This is a genomic window from Blautia sp. Marseille-P3201T (assembly GCF_900120295.1).
Lineage (GTDB): Bacteria > Bacillota > Clostridia > Lachnospirales > Lachnospiraceae > Blautia.
In genome coordinates, this window is the sequence record NZ_LT635469.1 from 380,825 (window position 1) to 397,260 (window position 16,436).

20 protein-coding genes are annotated in these 16,436 nt (G+C 32.9%); 18 read left to right on the forward strand and 2 right to left on the reverse strand.

The genetic code is table 11. The features are described from left to right. Nucleotide 1 precedes the first annotated feature (1 nt). The 11 genes from BQ7352_RS06735 (at nucleotide 2) to BQ7352_RS06775 (ending at nucleotide 8,376) form a co-directional block, all read left to right on the forward strand. Nucleotides 2-628 carry an ABC transporter ATP-binding protein gene (locus BQ7352_RS06735; protein WP_072448656.1) on the forward strand — a complete coding sequence of 209 codons (627 nt, stop codon included), beginning with the start codon at nucleotides 2-4 and terminating at the stop codon, nucleotides 626-628. Between the two features lie 15 nt (nucleotides 629-643). Then, the gene (locus tag BQ7352_RS06740; RefSeq protein WP_072448071.1) at nucleotides 644-1,849 is read left to right on the forward strand and encodes a radical SAM/SPASM domain-containing protein; all 1,206 of its coding nucleotides are present in this window, start codon (nucleotides 644-646) and stop codon (nucleotides 1,847-1,849) included. 2 nt (nucleotides 1,850-1,851) lie between these two features. Continuing rightward, nucleotides 1,852-2,556 (forward strand): hypothetical protein, encoded by a 705-nt coding sequence (locus BQ7352_RS06745; protein WP_072448073.1) that lies wholly within the window; start codon nucleotides 1,852-1,854, stop codon nucleotides 2,554-2,556. Nucleotides 2,557-2,643: 87 nt separating this feature from the next. Then, nucleotides 2,644-3,312: an ABC transporter ATP-binding protein gene (locus BQ7352_RS06750; protein WP_072448075.1), complete on the forward strand. Its 669-nt coding sequence runs from the start codon at nucleotides 2,644-2,646 to the stop codon at nucleotides 3,310-3,312. A gap of 17 nt (nucleotides 3,313-3,329) precedes the next feature. Continuing rightward, nucleotides 3,330-5,933, forward strand: a complete 2,604-nt coding sequence (locus BQ7352_RS06755; protein WP_083429872.1) for an ABC transporter permease — start codon at nucleotides 3,330-3,332, stop codon at nucleotides 5,931-5,933. Between the two features lie 48 nt (nucleotides 5,934-5,981). Next, complete coding sequence (locus BQ7352_RS15005; protein WP_256280322.1) at nucleotides 5,982-6,116, forward strand: hypothetical protein; 135 nt, start codon at nucleotides 5,982-5,984, stop codon at nucleotides 6,114-6,116. An 18-nt stretch (nucleotides 6,117-6,134) separates the two neighbouring features. Then, nucleotides 6,135-6,272 (forward strand): hypothetical protein, encoded by a 138-nt coding sequence (locus tag BQ7352_RS14535; protein ID WP_159430638.1) that lies wholly within the window; start codon nucleotides 6,135-6,137, stop codon nucleotides 6,270-6,272. A gap of 99 nt (nucleotides 6,273-6,371) precedes the next feature. After that, entirely contained in the window at nucleotides 6,372-7,028 is a 657-nt protein-coding gene (locus BQ7352_RS06760) for a P-loop NTPase family protein (protein ID WP_072448077.1), read from the forward strand. Between the two features lie 14 nt (nucleotides 7,029-7,042). Then, nucleotides 7,043-7,408, forward strand: coding sequence for a hypothetical protein (locus BQ7352_RS06765; protein WP_143143382.1), 366 nt, complete (start codon nucleotides 7,043-7,045; stop codon nucleotides 7,406-7,408). A gap of 96 nt (nucleotides 7,409-7,504) precedes the next feature. Beyond that, on the forward strand, nucleotides 7,505-7,834 hold the full coding sequence (locus BQ7352_RS06770) for a winged helix-turn-helix domain-containing protein (protein ID WP_055173346.1): 330 nt from the start codon (nucleotides 7,505-7,507) through the stop codon (nucleotides 7,832-7,834). 62 nt (nucleotides 7,835-7,896) lie between these two features. Continuing rightward, nucleotides 7,897-8,376: a hypothetical protein gene (locus BQ7352_RS06775; protein ID WP_072448081.1), complete on the forward strand. Its 480-nt coding sequence runs from the start codon at nucleotides 7,897-7,899 to the stop codon at nucleotides 8,374-8,376. Nucleotides 8,377-8,636: 260 nt separating this feature from the next. Here the strand turns inward: BQ7352_RS06775 and BQ7352_RS06780 are convergent, their stop codons facing one another. After that, on the reverse strand, nucleotides 8,637-9,290 hold the full coding sequence (locus BQ7352_RS06780; RefSeq protein ID WP_072448083.1) for a 4'-phosphopantetheinyl transferase family protein: 654 nt from the start codon (nucleotides 9,288-9,290) through the stop codon (nucleotides 8,637-8,639). 248 nt (nucleotides 9,291-9,538) lie between these two features. On the opposite strand from BQ7352_RS06780, the gene BQ7352_RS06785 reads away from it, so the two are divergent. The 3 genes from BQ7352_RS06785 to accD are packed head-to-tail and all read left to right on the forward strand — an operon-like array spanning nucleotide 9,539 to nucleotide 12,990. Further along, nucleotides 9,539-9,955, forward strand: coding sequence for an acetyl-CoA carboxylase biotin carboxyl carrier protein (locus BQ7352_RS06785; RefSeq protein ID WP_072448085.1), 417 nt, complete (start codon nucleotides 9,539-9,541; stop codon nucleotides 9,953-9,955). 11 nt (nucleotides 9,956-9,966) lie between these two features. Beyond that, entirely contained in the window at nucleotides 9,967-11,307 is a 1,341-nt protein-coding gene (gene accC / locus BQ7352_RS06790) for an acetyl-CoA carboxylase biotin carboxylase subunit (protein WP_072448087.1), read from the forward strand. Nucleotides 11,308-11,334: 27 nt separating this feature from the next. After that, nucleotides 11,335-12,990, forward strand: a complete 1,656-nt coding sequence (gene accD, locus BQ7352_RS06795; RefSeq protein ID WP_072448089.1) for an acetyl-CoA carboxylase, carboxyltransferase subunit beta — start codon at nucleotides 11,335-11,337, stop codon at nucleotides 12,988-12,990. Between the two features lie 46 nt (nucleotides 12,991-13,036). Here accD and BQ7352_RS06800 read toward each other — a convergent pair whose 3' ends face one another. Beyond that, entirely contained in the window at nucleotides 13,037-13,384 is a 348-nt protein-coding gene (locus BQ7352_RS06800) for a helix-turn-helix domain-containing protein (protein WP_025578786.1), read from the reverse strand. Between the two features lie 238 nt (nucleotides 13,385-13,622). Here BQ7352_RS06800 and BQ7352_RS06805 point away from each other — a divergent pair, with 238 nt between their 5' ends. The 4 genes from BQ7352_RS06805 (at nucleotide 13,623) to BQ7352_RS06815 (ending at nucleotide 16,244) form a co-directional block, all read left to right on the forward strand. Then, on the forward strand, nucleotides 13,623-14,363 hold the full coding sequence (locus tag BQ7352_RS06805) for a LytR/AlgR family response regulator transcription factor (protein WP_072448091.1): 741 nt from the start codon (nucleotides 13,623-13,625) through the stop codon (nucleotides 14,361-14,363). Then, nucleotides 14,341-15,642 carry a sensor histidine kinase gene (locus BQ7352_RS06810; RefSeq protein WP_072448093.1) on the forward strand — a complete coding sequence of 434 codons (1,302 nt, stop codon included), beginning with the start codon at nucleotides 14,341-14,343 and terminating at the stop codon, nucleotides 15,640-15,642. Before BQ7352_RS06805 ends, BQ7352_RS06810 begins: the two co-directional genes overlap by 23 nt. Nucleotides 15,643-15,726: 84 nt before the next feature. Beyond that, entirely contained in the window at nucleotides 15,727-15,888 is a 162-nt protein-coding gene (locus BQ7352_RS14540; protein WP_159430639.1) for a hypothetical protein, read from the forward strand. 29 nt (nucleotides 15,889-15,917) lie between these two features. Beyond that, nucleotides 15,918-16,244, forward strand: a complete 327-nt coding sequence (locus BQ7352_RS06815; protein WP_025578791.1) for a carboxymuconolactone decarboxylase family protein — start codon at nucleotides 15,918-15,920, stop codon at nucleotides 16,242-16,244. The last annotated feature ends 192 nt before the right edge of the window (nucleotides 16,245-16,436 follow it).

Sequence of the window (16,436 nt, forward strand, 5' to 3'; positions counted from 1 at the left end):
AATGGATATATCAAAAATTGAAATAAAAGATGTAAATTTCAGTTATAAAGATGTAAAAGTATATAGAAAAAATTTGAATATGTGTCTTGAGAAGGGCTCTATTTATCTGATTAAAGGGAAAAATGGTTCAGGAAAAAGTACACTGGCTGGTATCCTGTTAAAAATCTGGAATGACTTTTCAGGAACGATATTATTAGATGGGAAAAGCATTACTAATTTTTCCAGGGAAATACTTACAGAAACAATAGGAATTTGTTTTCAAAAGCCACCGATTTTTCGTGACACCATAAGAAATAACATTTCTCTAAACGACCCTATTCCAGTAGAAAAATATATTTCCTTATTATCATTTTATAAAGATTTGGAAGAAATGGGGCGTACATTAGAGTCGGAACTTATTGATACTGGAAGTGTTTCAGGCGGGCAGGCGCAGAAAATAGGTATTATCCGGACAGTGTGTAGGGAACGTTCTGTATATATTTTTGACGAACCTACATCAAACCTGGATAGTGTTTCTAAAAAAGAATTTTATGATATGATAGAACACTTGAAACAGAAGAGTATTATTATTTTATTTTCGCATGAAGTAGATGCAGAAAAAAATGCAGACTTTATCATTGAGTTGTAAAGGAGGGAACCGGATATGTATATGAGAAGTCCAAATGCAAAAGTTTTAGTACGTGAAGAAAGAGTTGTTTTATGTAACACCAGAAATGGAGGCTTTGTAAAAACCTCAGAGGCTTATTTTCAGTATCTGGAAAAATATCTGGAAGAGAACAATGGAGAGTTTACCATTGAGGAAGAAGATACTGTGGTAAAGAAAAATGCCTATAAGTTATTTCAGGAGCTGTGCCGGATTCATTTTTATATTTCGGAAGAACAGATGAAAAATGAGATAACCTATCCGTATCAGATCGTATATCTTTCTTTGACCAATAGGTGTAATCTAAGATGTAAACATTGTGTGGCGTCTGCCTGCATAGAAGAAGTAGATCACATGAATACGGAAGATTGGAAAAAGGTAATTGATCAGGTGGTGGTTTTAAATCCAGAACAGATTAACCTGACCGGTGGGGAACCGTTAATCCGTCCTGATTTCTGTGAGATATTGGAATATTTAAGAGCAAATTATAAAGGTGCAATTACCTTGTCTACAAATGCGTTACTGTTGAATGACCGGCTTATGGAAATCATTAAAAAGAATGTTGATGGTGTTTCTGTTAGTCTTGATGGTTTTGATTCCTATAGCTGCACAAAAGTGCGAGGAGAAGGGATTTATGACCGGGTGATTGCCGGGATCAAAAAATTAAAAGAAGCTGGAATGGAAAAAGTATCTGTTTCCATGTTGGAAACAAAATACACCTATGGACATGATCAGGACTTTTATAAATTATGTGAAGAGTTAGATGTAAAACCATTGATCCGAAGATTTGCTCCTTCAGGAAGAGGAGAAGAGAACCAAAGAGAATTACTTCCACCAATGGAATACATAGAGAAATTGGAAAAGCAGCATTTAAGATGTGCATTATGTCAGCCTGGTAAAAAAGAGTTAAATATCAGTGAAAACGGAGATGTATATCCTTGCGCTCCACTTAGCAATTTAGAAAATCTTTTTATGGGAAATCTGCTGGAAACACCGATTACAGAAATTATTGAGAACCCGGCATGGAAAGAGGAATTGGAAAAGTTAAGACCTTGGAGAATGGAAAAATGTAAGGACTGTGATGTGAACCTGTTTTGCCATTCTTGTATCAATTTTACTCTGGGAATGCAGAGTGATGAGGAAATCTTCCAGAAGTTTTGTGAAAAACAAAAAGGACATTTAGAAAAATTATTATGGGGGAATTAGTTATGAAGAATAGAAAAAGACTTTTAAAAACAGTAGGGTTATTAACAGCAGCTACAGTGATGACCGTATCTTTCAATGCAGAAAATGTTCTTGCTTACTCAACAGGGGAAGAGGCTGCTATCGCAGTTTCAGAGGAAGATCCATACGAAAATGTTACGAAAATCAATTTGAAGGATATGTTTAACCAGAACCAGGAGGATTACTACGTTTATTTTTACATGGTTCAGTGTCCGTTTTGTAATCAGGTGAAAGATAAAATGCTGAATTTTGCGGCAGAAAATGATAATGTATATTTTGTAGATTATGCTTTAAGAGAAAACCGCCCTTTACAGAAATATAACTGGACGGAAACGCGATCCAAATATAACAAAAAGATAGGATATGTGGATAGTGATGGAAACAAGGTATTTTTACCAGGCGAATCGGAAGAAAAATATCAAAATATGAAGAATGATTATGGAAAACGTATGCGCTTTAATTTTGTAACCATTACTCCAGAGGATATTCCGGCATTCCCTGGTTCACAGGTAGGGGATATCTATACGGATATTCAGACACCAGAAATTGATTATGCTTCTATTACAAAATACGAAGATATGTTAATTGCAGGAGTTCCGGCTTTATATCGAATTACAAATGGAAAAATTACAGAATTTTATTTTGACTCTGTAGAAATAGAGGAGTTTTTCAATAGCATGGGAAGGTGAGATTATGGATATAAAGGAAATCTTAAACCCTATATGGTTATGGATTTATAGAAGCTAAAAGAATTGCGGGATGGAGGAATCGACAGTATGGCCATACTTGAAACAACGGACTTGAAAAAGTATTACGGTTCAGGTGAAAATATCACGAAAGCATTGGACGGTATTTCATTGAAAATAGAGGAAGGTGAATTTGTTGCTATTGTAGGCGTTTCTGGAAGTGGAAAATCCACGTTACTAAATATGATTGGAGGATTGGATATCCCCACTTCCGGAAATGTCTTAGTAAAGGGAAAAAACATAGGGCAGCTAAACGAAGAAGAATTAACAATTTTTCGTAGAAGGAATATTGGATTTGTTTTTCAGAATTACAATTTAATTCCGATATTAAATGTCTATGAAAATATTGTTTTTCCAGTAGAGCTGGATGGGAATGAAGTGGATCAGGAGTTCCTGGATAAGATTATCACGATTTTAGGAATTGATAAAAAACTGGAAAATTTACCAAGCGATTTATCGGGAGGACAGCAGCAGAGAGTTGCGATTGCCAGAGCTTTGATTACGAAGCCTGCTATCGTCTTGGCTGATGAACCGACAGGAAATCTTGATACGCAGTCAAGCCTTGAAGTGATGGGATTGTTAAAGCAAACCAGTAAGCGGTTCTGTCAAACTATTGTTATGATTACCCATAATATGAATTTAGCACAAATGGCAGATAGGATTATCAGAATTCAAGATGGAAAGATTATGGATATATAATAACAGGAGGGGACAGCGTGTATTCGACCAGAAACAAGAAATGTATGCTGAAACTAGCAAAGAAAGATTTCTTGAAAAATAGAACAAGAAATATCGTTGCTGTTTTGGCCATGATCTTAACAACGGTATTATTTGCTACCCTAATAACAACGGGGGTAGGAGCGTATGAGTCAGTCCAGCTTACTTTGCAGAAACAAAAAGGAAGTAAAGCAGATGCTGATATACGTTACATGACAGAGGAACAGTTTGAAAAATTATCAAAAGATGAAAGAGTTGATTTTGTCGGTCTTAGAAGACCGATTGGATTTTTAAGCAATGCGAAAACACATAATATAGAATTAGATTATATGGATTCTATTGAGCAGGAATTGACCTTTTCCGTTCCTATATTAGGTTGTGCGCCTACAAAAGAAAACGAAATTGCAACAACGGATAGAGCATTAGAAAGTTTGGGAGTAGAGCCTAAAGTAGGCGCAGAAGTTGAAATAGAATTTGAATTGCGAGATCAGACTTATCAATATAAAATGGTTGTTTCTGGAATATGGGAAGCATCAAATTCACAGAGCAGTCTGATGTTAGTATCAGATAAATTTATGCAGGCAAATGAAGAAATATTTCCATATACCTTTGACAAAGACAGGCAATATGCCGGAACATATTTTTCAGATGTAGCATTTAAAAATACCAACAATATGGAAAAGCAGCTCCACGATATTGTGTTGAGCCTGGGTGGAAATCCGGAAGATGCCAATGCAGAAAACTACATTGCTTGTGCAGTTAACAGAATTACCAATCCGGAAATGAATGTATCTGTACTTTTTATCGGTTTGGTTTTTGCACTGCTTTTTGTATTCGCAGGTTATTTACTCATTTTCAATATTTTTGAAATTTCTGTTTTACAAGATGTACAGAAGTACGGTTTATTAAAAACAATAGGAACTACTCAAAAACAGATAAAGTTTTTAGTCCGTATACAAACATTGTGGCTATTGCTGATTGCGCTGCCATGTGGATTATTAATAGGATATTTTCTTGGAAAGGCAATCTTGCCATTTGCGATTGGATTTATTACGAATGAGTATTCAAATCTATCGGTAGAGGTTTCGCCAAATGTAATTATTTTTATTGGGGCAGCCATTTTTACAATCTTTACTGTATTAGTCAGTGTAAGAAAACCAATCAATATAATTTCTAAAATTTCTCCTATAGAAGCTCTCAGATATTCAGAGAAAAAGGAGAAAGGTAAGAAAATAAAGCATACAAAGAAAATTTCTGTTTGGAGATTAGCCTTATCAAATGTGAAGAGAAAGAAGAAAAGAAGCATATTTATTGTTATATCCATGACACTTTGCTGTATGCTGCTTAATTCTACTTTAATTATAGTAAATAGCATTGATATTGACAAAGCGGTAAAAGAACAGTGCGCAGCAGATGTGGTAATTGCGAATGGAAATACCTTTAATAACCTTAAAGGCTATATACAACATACGGACAGTCTTGATGAAAACATAGTAGAACTGATCGAAAATCAGTTTGAAATGGAAGATAAAGGATTTATATATAAGAATACTTTAGATGACAGAGATATTACGATTGATTATGGACTGACGTATAATAAAGAAGATGTGGTAAAAGAAGATGGAAAAGCCGGTATCATGGTGGATCAATATTATATTCCGTTAGGATATGATGACTTTCCGGTATGTAATGTATATGGCTGTAACGAAAATGTCTTCCAGAGATGTGATTTTCTGAAAATAGCAGGTGATCTTTCAGTTACAGAGTTATATCAAAAGCTGGAAGAAGGAAATTATGTTGTTGAAGCAGTACGAAAAAAGCAAGGACAGTCTTCAGTAAATGCAGAGGATTTTCAATGTGAAATCGGAGATAAAATCAAAGTTCACAGTAACGGAGAAGAAGAACGTGAGCTTGAAGTGATTGCTCAGATGAGTGTGACTTCAACGGAGTATGAAGTCCCTAATGTGACAACAGGAATTACCGCTGTTGGAGGGGACGCTCCCATGTTTTATATTTCAGAGAACACATTTAAAAATATATACGAAAATCCTTCTTTGATGAGTTTTTCGTTTAATGTAGATAAAGAAGAATTAGTAGCGGTTACAGAACAACTAGAAAAACTTGTTGAACAGAAAGAAGGCGAAATCGGCTGTAGTTCAGTTATAATGCTGAGAAATAGTTTGAGCGGTATTAAGGATACTGTTTATATTATCGGTGGATTTATTAGTATGATTCTGGGCATTTCAGGATTTATTAACTTTATAAATCTGATGATTACAAATATCATAACACGAAAAAAGGAATATGCAGTAATGCAAAGTATCGGTATGACAACAAAGCAGTTGATTAGGCTTATTGTGAATGAAGGATTGTTATATGCTTTGTCTTCGACGGTATTAGGAATTGTACTTTCTGCTTTAGTAGACAGTACAATGGTAAAAATAATCTGTAATGCAATTTGGTTTATGACCTATAAATTGCTACTATGGCCGGCGATAACGTTATCTGTTGTAACTATAATTCTTTCGGGAGTTATTCCTGCAATTGTGTTTAAATCTTTCAATAAGGAAAGCATTGTAGAAAAAATAAGAAAAGATTTTTAAGTTGTCATTTGACAATTTTAAAATAATTTCATGAAGGGAGGCATCACTATGATGAATATGGAGCCAAAAGCACAGGAAGAAGAATTTGACATTGAAGTTCAGTATTGTGATCCTGATGATTGTTTGAGTGACTGTGTTGTAGAGGAAAATATCTGTACAGCAGTAGTAACTGGTTGGTTGTAAGCGTAAAGGAGAAAAAATATGGGTGAAGTAGAGAAAAAAATGCAGAAAGCAACATTTGATGTGGAAGTGCAATATTGTGATCCTAATGATTGTCTTCATGACTGTGTTCAGAGTGGATACAATAACTGTACAGCAGTAGTAACCGGTTGGTTATAAAATTTAAAAACACAAATGAAGCAAAAGGAAATGCACCAGATAAAACCATAAGGGATAGTTTTCTGGTGCATTTCCATTATAGAAAAGGAGAGAAGAACTATGTATCCATTTCTAGTTGAAAATATGGCAGATGAGGAAGCCTATATACAAAATTTAAACATTGAGGTAAATTCCAAAGAAGTTTGCTATTTTATGTGTGGGGAAAAGTTTGGACGGATACTTTTTGAAATCTTTTGCGGATATAAAAAACCGAAAACAGGAGAGATATTTGTATGTAATAAAGACTGGCTTGATTTGGACGAAAATAGTCGTTCTCTTTTAAACAGGCGCTTGTTTGGAATAGCAGCAGAAGAGTTTCCGCTGATTGAATTTATGACGATTGAAGAAAACATTTCTATGCCAAGTCTGTTAGATGGAGATAAATCCAATATAGAGGAATTGGTTAAGGCTTTTGACATAGGGCACTTATTACAAAAATATCCTTCGGATCTTAATCATAGAGAAAAAATGAGATGTATCTGTGCGCGTGCCTTTTCCGGAGGCAGGAAGGTTGTTGTGATATTCGATTTATTCAAAAGAATGCAAGAGCAGAGCAAGGCAGAACTTGCAATACTTACTTATCATGCAGCAAAAAGTTTGGGAATATCTGCTCTTTACATAAGTGAAGATTTAGACGAAAATTATGGCGCTTATGATCTTATATACAAATACCGACCGGAGAAAAAGGAATTTTCTATTATTGATTATCGTGCATGAATGGAGCTGTAGAAATGGAACGTGATAGAGAATGTAGACTGCTGTTAAATGATTTGAACGATATTCTTTCTGAACAATGTTTGGAACAAAGAGTTAGGTGCAGGTATTTGAATGATCCGGTGCAAGAGTTGGCAGAGTGTATCAATCAACTGCTGGATATTTGTGAGAGGGCAGTAACAATGACACTGGATATAGAAAATGATTATCGTACTATGCGGGCGGAACTGCAGAGCAATATCCGAAATCCGCTAAGCTGCATAAAAACAAGTTGCTTTCTAATCAATTCACTTGCAGAAAAAAATATCCAGTCTGAAAAGCTCCAAGAGTATCTTCAAATTATAGAAAAGGCAGCGGAGGATATAGAGAGTACATTAAAATAACTGATAATTGAAGAAGTGCTGGGCGGGAAGTTTTCGTCCAGTATTTCTTTCTGGAATGAGAAAAGTTGAATTTACAAATCAAGAGGAGGCATACACATGAAGTATGTTTTTCCAGAATATAAAGAGAATGTAGTGTTGGGCAATGGGAAATTACAGTTAAATCCAATGTCCTATCAGGTTATCTACGAAGGAAAGGAGATAGACCTGACACCCAGGGAATTTGAAGTTTTATACCTACTGGCTTTAAAGCCAAACTGGGTAATGCCAAAGACAAATATTTATCATTCTGTATGGGGGATTCATTATCATGATGATCAGATACCATACAGAACAGTAGAATATGTGATATGGAAGATAAGAAAAAAGATGGGATATGATATTATCGAAACGCTGGTCAATGTGGGGTATCGGTTGAAAAAGTTATAGTTTTCGGGAGATATAATTGAGATGAAATGGTATGTTATTATTATTAATGGAGGATTTATTACATGAACGGAAATAAAAAAAGTGCAAAACAGTATCACCAATCTGTAATTACTGCTTTAGAAAAAAAAGTAAATGACATGAAAGATTCCGCTTATTCAGGATTGTATAGTGAAATAGCGTTTATCATTGGAATAGCAGTTATCATGATAGATACCTTTTTTCCACCAGAGGAAACGAAAGCTAATTGCGTATGGAAGATAATACTGATAGCTGTATCTATAGTCTGTATGTTTTATTTCGCTAAAAAAGTGAAAACAGTGAATGAAGTGGAAGAAGAGAAAAAGTTTTGGCCGAATTTTTTTATTCAATGGGCAACAAGTTTAGGGTATATAAATATGCCTGTAGCAATGATAGCTATTTTGGTAACATTTGATAAGGGCAAAGCATGGACATTATTTATGATGGGGGTTGCTGTAATTTTGACAGGTTTAACTTTAATAGAAGCACTTGTAAAAACTTCTAAAATTGTAAAAAGGTTGTAAGAGAAAATAAAATTGATTAAAAAATTGTATCACGTTTCCCAGCATCTTCACAATGCCATAGAACAGGTATGTGTAATAAAAGGGAACTGGAGTTTGGCGATGAGATGTATCACATAGAGGAAAAATAGAGCAGATATGAGGAGGACATAGCTGCTTTTACTATAGGGACTAATTGAAGATACAGAATTTAAAAAAGTTCATAATAAAGGTTAGACAGATTTACAGGAAATAGAATTTTTACATATCCTGTAAATCTGTTTTTATATCGGTATAAAATAATTTTGGACTTCCGTTTCTGACAATTTTATTAAGGAGCGTTCAGATACATTTTTCCCACAAATACAATACATATAATGGTCTTCTTGCCAGGTGTAAAATAATTTAGATAAATCAGGATTTAAAGAGTTGCATTGGGTTGCAGTACCAGTAAGACCGATTCTAAGCATTTTATAATAGGCTTCTTTTTGCGTCCATATTTTGTAAAATCTAAAAATTCGTTCAACATCTGAGGCATTGCTAATGTATTGAATTTCCGGTTGACTGAAAATGAGATCCATAATATCAAATGGTGGATAAGATATTTTTTCTACATCGGCTCCAACTGGAGAATTAGCTGATATACAACTGATTATAGAACCATTTGAATGAGAAATACTGAAGTCATATTTAGGCTTAGATAAAAATAGCGGCTTGTGATTTTGAGAATATGAAAAGTATAATTCGGTATGCTTCAAACCAGATATAGTGCTTAATCCGATACGAGTAATAAGAGCAGAATAAAGAGAAAGTTTTTTGTCAAGTACATGAAAATATTGGTTTATTTTCTTTCTTCGTTCTTTGGAAACAAATTGCATTAAATCAGAATCTATATTTTTCCATTCGAGTGAAATAGTTGATAAATACAGCACTAGCACGAGTAAATCCTCCCTAAGTATAATAATGAGCAGTTTACCATAGGAACAGAAAAATTTCAAATGCAAAATGAGCATCTTATAAGGATATTTCTGTGTAATAAAGACAAAAATATGCAAGTAAATCCAAAATCGTCTATAAGAATATAAAATATGCTATGTTAAAAAAAGTATAAAAGATAGCGTAAGAAAAGGGAATATTCTATCTAATAATCTTATTCTTATAACATCATGTAATATGGAGGCAAGGAATGAAAACAGAAGAAATTGTACACTTATTAGAAAATGTATACAAATATAATATATCAGAGCTTAGTATAAAAAGTGGAGATGAGAAGATTATCATCAAAAATGGCATTGATGAAAGGGCAGTTGATACTGTGGAAACTGTAACTGAAAGAATAGAGGGTGAAAGTAAAAATAGAATTGATGAAGAAAATATTATAAAATCACCCTTGGTGGGGCGTTTTTATGCAGCCCCTGCTATCGGAAGTGATAATTATGTTAAAGTGGGAGATAAAGTAGAAGAGGGGCAAACACTTGCTATTATCGAAGCAATGAAATTAATGAATGAAATTAAGAGTGAATATAGCGGAACTATTAAAAGCATATTAGTAAAAAATGAAGAACTGGTGGAGTATGGACAGCCCTTATTTGTTTTAGTTTGAAAGGAGTTTTTATGTTTGAAAAAATACTTATTGCTAATAGAGGAGAAATAGCTGTACGAATTATAAAAGTATGTAAAGAGATGGGAATTAAGTCTGTAGCTATATATTCAGAGGCAGATAAAGACGCTTTACATACAAAAATGGCAGATGAGGCGATATGTATAGGACCTGCACCGTCAGGAGATAGTTATCTCAATATGGAAAATATTATTAGTGCAGCTGTAGGAACAGGAGCTCAGGCAATTCACCCAGGTTTTGGATTTTTATCAGAAAATAGTCTTTTTGCGGAAAAGTGCAAAGTATGTAATATTACATTCATTGGTCCAACACCAGAAGTGATTTGTAAAATGGGAAATAAAGTTGAAGCACGTAATATGATGAGAAATGCGGGAGTTCCGATTATATCAGGAAGCAGGACTCCCGTTTTTGATGTGTGTGAAGCAAAAAAAGTGGCATTAGAGCTTGGATTTCCAATTATGATAAAGGCAGCAGCAGGTGGTGGCGGAAAAGGTATGAGGATATCCAATACAGAAGATGATTTTAATGAAAACTTTGTAACAGCCCAGATGGAAGCTAATAGTTCATTTAGAGATGGAACGATGTATTTAGAAAGGTATATAGAAGCGCCAAATCATATAGAATTTCAAATACTTGCAGATAAATATGGAAATGTTATACAGTTGGGAGAAAGAGATTGTTCTATTCAAAGGCATCATCAGAAAATTATTGAAGAAGCTCCTAGCCCAAAACTATCGGTAAAATTAAGAAAAGAAATGGGAAATATAGCGATCAAAGTTGCAAAAATTGTAAACTACGAAGGTGCAGGTACAGTAGAATTCTTGCTTGATAAGTTCGGAAAGTATTATTTTATTGAGATGAATACACGTATTCAAGTAGAACATGGAATTACAGAGATGATATCTAATGTTGACATTGTTAAGGAACAGATAAAAATTGCAGCAGGCTATTCGCTTGAGTTTAAGCAAGAAAATATCTTACTGCAGGGTCATGCTATCGAATGTAGAATTAATGCGGAAAATCCGAAGATGGGTTTTGTCCCATGTCCTGGAAAAATTAATAATGTTTATTTTCCAAGTGGTAATGGTGTTCGCATTGATACTGCATTATTTAATGGTTGTAGTGTTTCACCTTTTTATGATTCTATGCTTGCAAAAATTATAGTGTATGATTCAGAACGAAAAAAGGCTATTAGAAAAATGAAAAATGTTTTAGAAAAAATAAAAATAGACGGAATTATAACTAATTTAGAATTTCAAAATGCTATTCTAAATCACCGCGATTTTGAAGAAGGGAATTTTACAACGGACTTTATTGTAGATAAGTTTAGCTGATAATAAAGAAATAAGAGGAATGACATTATGAATGACAAAGATAATCGAACAGATAGAAATAAAGAAAATATACCAGCAGTACCACCTGGAATGTGGATTAAGTGTACGAAATGTGGAAAATTGATTTATAGAAAAGAGTTAGAAAAAAATAAATTTATTTGTATGAAATGTGGAAAATATTTTAGAATGCCTTCGGAAAATAGAATTTTGGATATTATAGATGAAGGATCATTTGTTGAACTGTTTACAGATGTATTGGATAAAAATCCAATTGATTTTCCAGGATATAGTGAAAAAAAAGAGATAATTAAAAAGGAAACTAATTTAGAGGAAGCTGTTATTACAGGAAAAGCGTCAATAGGGCATATAGAGGTTATGCTTGGTGTATGTGATACAAGATATCTGATGGGAAGTATGGGGTATATTGTAGGCGAGAAAATAACAAAATTATTCGAAAATGCAACCAAAGCCCAGCTACCAGTTATTATGATTAATTGTTCAGGAGGCGCACGTATGCAAGAAGGCATCATATCCTTGATGCAAATGGCAAAGACAGTAGATTCGGTAAAACAACATTCAGATGCGGGGTTATTGTATATATCAGTTTTGACAGATCCGACAACCGGTGGGGTGGCCGCTAGTTTTGCTATGTTAGGTGATGTGATATTGGCTGAACCAAATTCATTAATTGGGTTTGCGGGTCCACGAGTAATTGAACAAACTACAAAACAGAAGTTGCCTGTAGGATTTCAAACCTCAGAATTTTTATATGAACATGGATTCCTTGATATGATTGTTATAAGAAGAGAATTAAAGGAACGTATCTATGAAATTCTTAAAGCTCACCAAAAGCCAAAGGTTATAGAAAGAAAACGTAAAACAATTTCTGTGTGCACTTTTTGTGATTATAAGGACAGTTGGAAAAAAGTACAATTATCAAGAAAAATAGATAGACCGACGACAGTAGACTATATCACCCATGTATTTGAAAGATTTATAGAATTTCATGGAGACGGTGAAACCGGAGAGGATCAAGCAATAATTGGAGGTATAGCCTTTTTAGATAATATTCCAGTTACAGTTATAGGACATCAAAAGGGAAAAACGACAGAAGAAAGAATTATTAGAAATTTCGGAATGGCACACCCTGAAGGATATAGAAAAGCAATTCGTCTTATGAAAGAAGCGGAGAAATTTAGAAGACCAATTATAACATTTATAGATACACCTGGTGCAGCATGTGGAGTTGAGGCTGAAAAAAGAGGAGAAGCATCTGCAATAGCAAAATGTATATATGAAATGTTCAATTTAAAAGTGCCGATTTTGAGTATACTTATAGGCGAAGGTGGGAGTGGAGGAGCTTTAGGTTTAGCTGTTGCAAATGAGGTTTGGGCTATGGAAAATTCTACATATTCAATACTTTCTCCAGAAGGTTTCGCTTCTATTTTATGGAAAAATGAAAAACGTGCAAAAGAGGCAGCAAACCTTATGAAAATGACGGCAAAAGATTTATTAGATTTAGGAGTGATTGAGAAAATATTACCAGAAGGGAATGGAGCATCAGAGTTCAAAGTAATTACAGATTTTCTACAAGTTCAAATTCTTGATTTTATATATAATATGTCCCTTAAAAATGAAGATGAAATAGTGGCTTCAAGAGAAACAAGATTTAGAAGTTTTTAGATAGAGTTGATAAAGACTGAAGCGAAAAAACTTCAGTCTTTATTGATTATTTTAAGTTGCGATTATGTAAAGAGATAAGTGTATTTTTTACTAGGTCATGTATAAAGCATATTTCTTTAGTTGAACAGTTTTTTAAAAGTAGAGAAATTTCTGTTTCATATACATTTGATGCTTGATTAATGCAGTCACATAATAATTCATCGGCAGATACATCAAGAGCATTTGCAATAGAAATAAAGGTTGTTAAACTTAGTTTGGTACAGCCTGTTTCAATATGCGAAATGTGTGTTGTTCCAACATCTGCTTTTTCTGCCAAAGCTTCTTGGGTAAGATTCTGGGATAGGCGTTTTTCACGAATACGTTTACCTAGGTTTACAAAATTGTTATCTTTCATAATTGCACCTCCATGATTATATGTGTATTGTATGTGCAACCAAAATATTTCTTAATAACCTATATGTGCATATAGACTAAATAATGATAGTTTTAAGATGTTTAGAGAGTGTATGAAATAAAGCACATGGAATATATATTATTTAATCGGATTGCACTAATAAGATATGTAAACTATTTGGTAGAATCGCTAAAATCATGTTCACAGAAAGAAAAAAAATAAGGCAGAGGTGATAAATATGCCAAGAATAGCAATTGTAGATGATCAGGAAGAGTATTTAGAAGAAATTTGTAATTTAATAGAGAAGTTTTATTTTAAAAATGGAATTCCATACGTTGTGAATACTTTTTCAAATGCACAGTTGTTACTATACGAAATGGAAGAAAAATTGTATTTTGATATTTATCTATTAGATATTGAAATGCCTGGGATAAACGGACTATCTTTAGCTGAAAAAATACGTTCTATGGATGATGCAGGATATATTGTGTTTATCACGTCACATTTAAAATTTTTAATAAATGGATATGATTATTTTGCATATCAGTTTATCCCTAAAAATAATTTGAAAAAGAAGTTGATATCGACATTAGAATCATTACAAAAAAGGCTGGATATTGAAGAAGAAAAGTTTTATCAAATATGTACTAATCATAGATATGAGAAAATTTTATATAAGGATATCTATTATGTGTATAAAGATGAAAAATATGCGATTTTTGTTACCCAAAACGGAAATATACCTATACGAGAAACCTTGAAGAACATTTATAAAGATTTAGAACAAAAAGAATTTATTTTTATAGATAGAGGATACATTGTTAATGTCGTACACATTATGAGTTTATATAAAAATACTATTTACTTGCGTAATAGTAAAAATCTTAAAATTAGTAGAACATATACTGAAGAGGTAAAAAAGAGAATTCACACTTATTGGAAGGAACACACAACAAATGGAAGAGATATACATACTTAATGTACTCCAATATTTACTAGGATATTTTGAGATTTATATGTGTTTTGAGATACTCCGAAAAGTTTATAAAAAGGAAAATACAAAGATAAAACAATGTTTTGAAATATTGATTTGTATAAGTTTGGCAGTAATAGAAGCTATTAATCGTAGCTTTCGATTATATTCTATTTTATTAATTGCTGTTGTTATAATCGTAATAAGTATAACGTTCTCATTGATTTATAAAATCAAATTACGATATACATTGCTTCATACCTCATTGTATTGTTTGAGTTTAGAATTATTAGATCTATTTATCATATTCACAATGGGAATAGTGTTACATAAAGAGGATTTGGGGATTATTATAGGAAGACGAAACAGTATATCCAGAATATTGGCATTGTTTTTGGGAAGAGCTTTAATGTTTCTAATTTCCTTAGCCATAGTGAGGTATAAAGAACTTATAGATAAAAACCGCATAGGATCACTCGTGTTGATTTTGTTATCGGAAATTATCGGAGTTATATATTTTCAATCAGTGTATGCAGGCGATTCTATTCCTGATTTAGCAAAAGGATATTATATGTATTTCGTTATCATTATTTTAGCGATAATGTTTTTTGCTATATATTCGATTTATAGAAGTGCGTTGGAAGAAAGTAAAATTATTAAATTGAGAAATCGAATGTTGGAACGTAATTATGAAGATCTTAAAGTATATTATAATGATTCTCGAACTTTATTTCATGATTATAGAGCCCATATTACTTTGCTGCAAAAATATTTGGAAGAAAATCAAATAGATAAAGCCTGTTTATATCTCAATAGTATTAATAAACCACTTGCGGAATTGGAAAAGAAAATTTATACAGGAAATGCAGTTATTGATCTGGTAATGAATTATAAATTATCAGAACTAAAAGAAAAGAATATTAAAATAGAATATGATATTATGCCAATCGATTTTGGCAACTACCATTTTGAAGAAAGTGATATATTTGTTATTTTATACAACTTGTTCGATAATGCTATAGAAGCTTGTGAAAATATCTACACAAGAGAAAAATGGATTTATTTATCATTAAGGCTTATTAATAATATGTTTATGCTTTGTATACAAAACAGCTACGAAATCGAGCCTAAATACGAAAATGGAGAACTTTTAACTATAAAAACAGATAAGCATTTTCATGGAATTGGTATGAAGAGTGTGAAGAAAATTGTTGAAAAATATGAAGGACAGTTAGAATATGATAATAAGCAAAATATATTTGAAGTTAGCATAACCCTTTTTTGAAGGTCAAAAAATTGTAAGTTAAGACATAATACTGACAAAATCTAAAAATATGGTATTATTTTAATAATCAAAGGAGGAGAAAAAATGAAAACATGTTCAGAAAGAAATGAGCAGCGGATAAATAGTTTACAATTATCAGAAAGTTTGGAAGACGAAATAAAGGAACTTGATGGAAAGAATGTAGAAGCAGGAGATGTTATTTTTACTACAGATACATCTTCATTTCTTACAATAGTTTGCTGCTAAAATATTTTTAAATAAAAGGAGATATTAATATGGAAAATGAATTTACCGGTTTTAATTGTTTTATGGAAGAAAGTAGCGAAGTAGGTAAGGCATATATTGACATGATTTTGCAGCAGGAAAAGGCAAGTGCATTGGATAATAAAACACGTGAATTAGCGTATATTGCAGTGCTTGCAGCTACAGGAATTATGGGTGGTTTGCTTTATCATGTACAATCTGCTAAAAAGTTAGGCGCAAGTCGTGATGAGGTAAAGAGTGCAATACTGGTGGGATTACCGGCTGTCGGATTGACCATTATTGATCCGTTGGAAGCCGCTCTTAAAGCCTTTGACGGAAAATCAGACCAAATCCTTTGATTAAAAAGAAGAAGAGCCTATCACATAGTGATAGCTCTTCTTCTTTTGTTTCTATAGAATTTTAAAAGTTTTAAGATATACGAAAAATTGCCCATCTTGTTTCTGTGAAGGTTATTCAATAAAATGGATCCGGGACAGTAAGAACATATGGTAAGGTTGAGGATTATTCTTAAAATTAAGTAAGTGACAAAT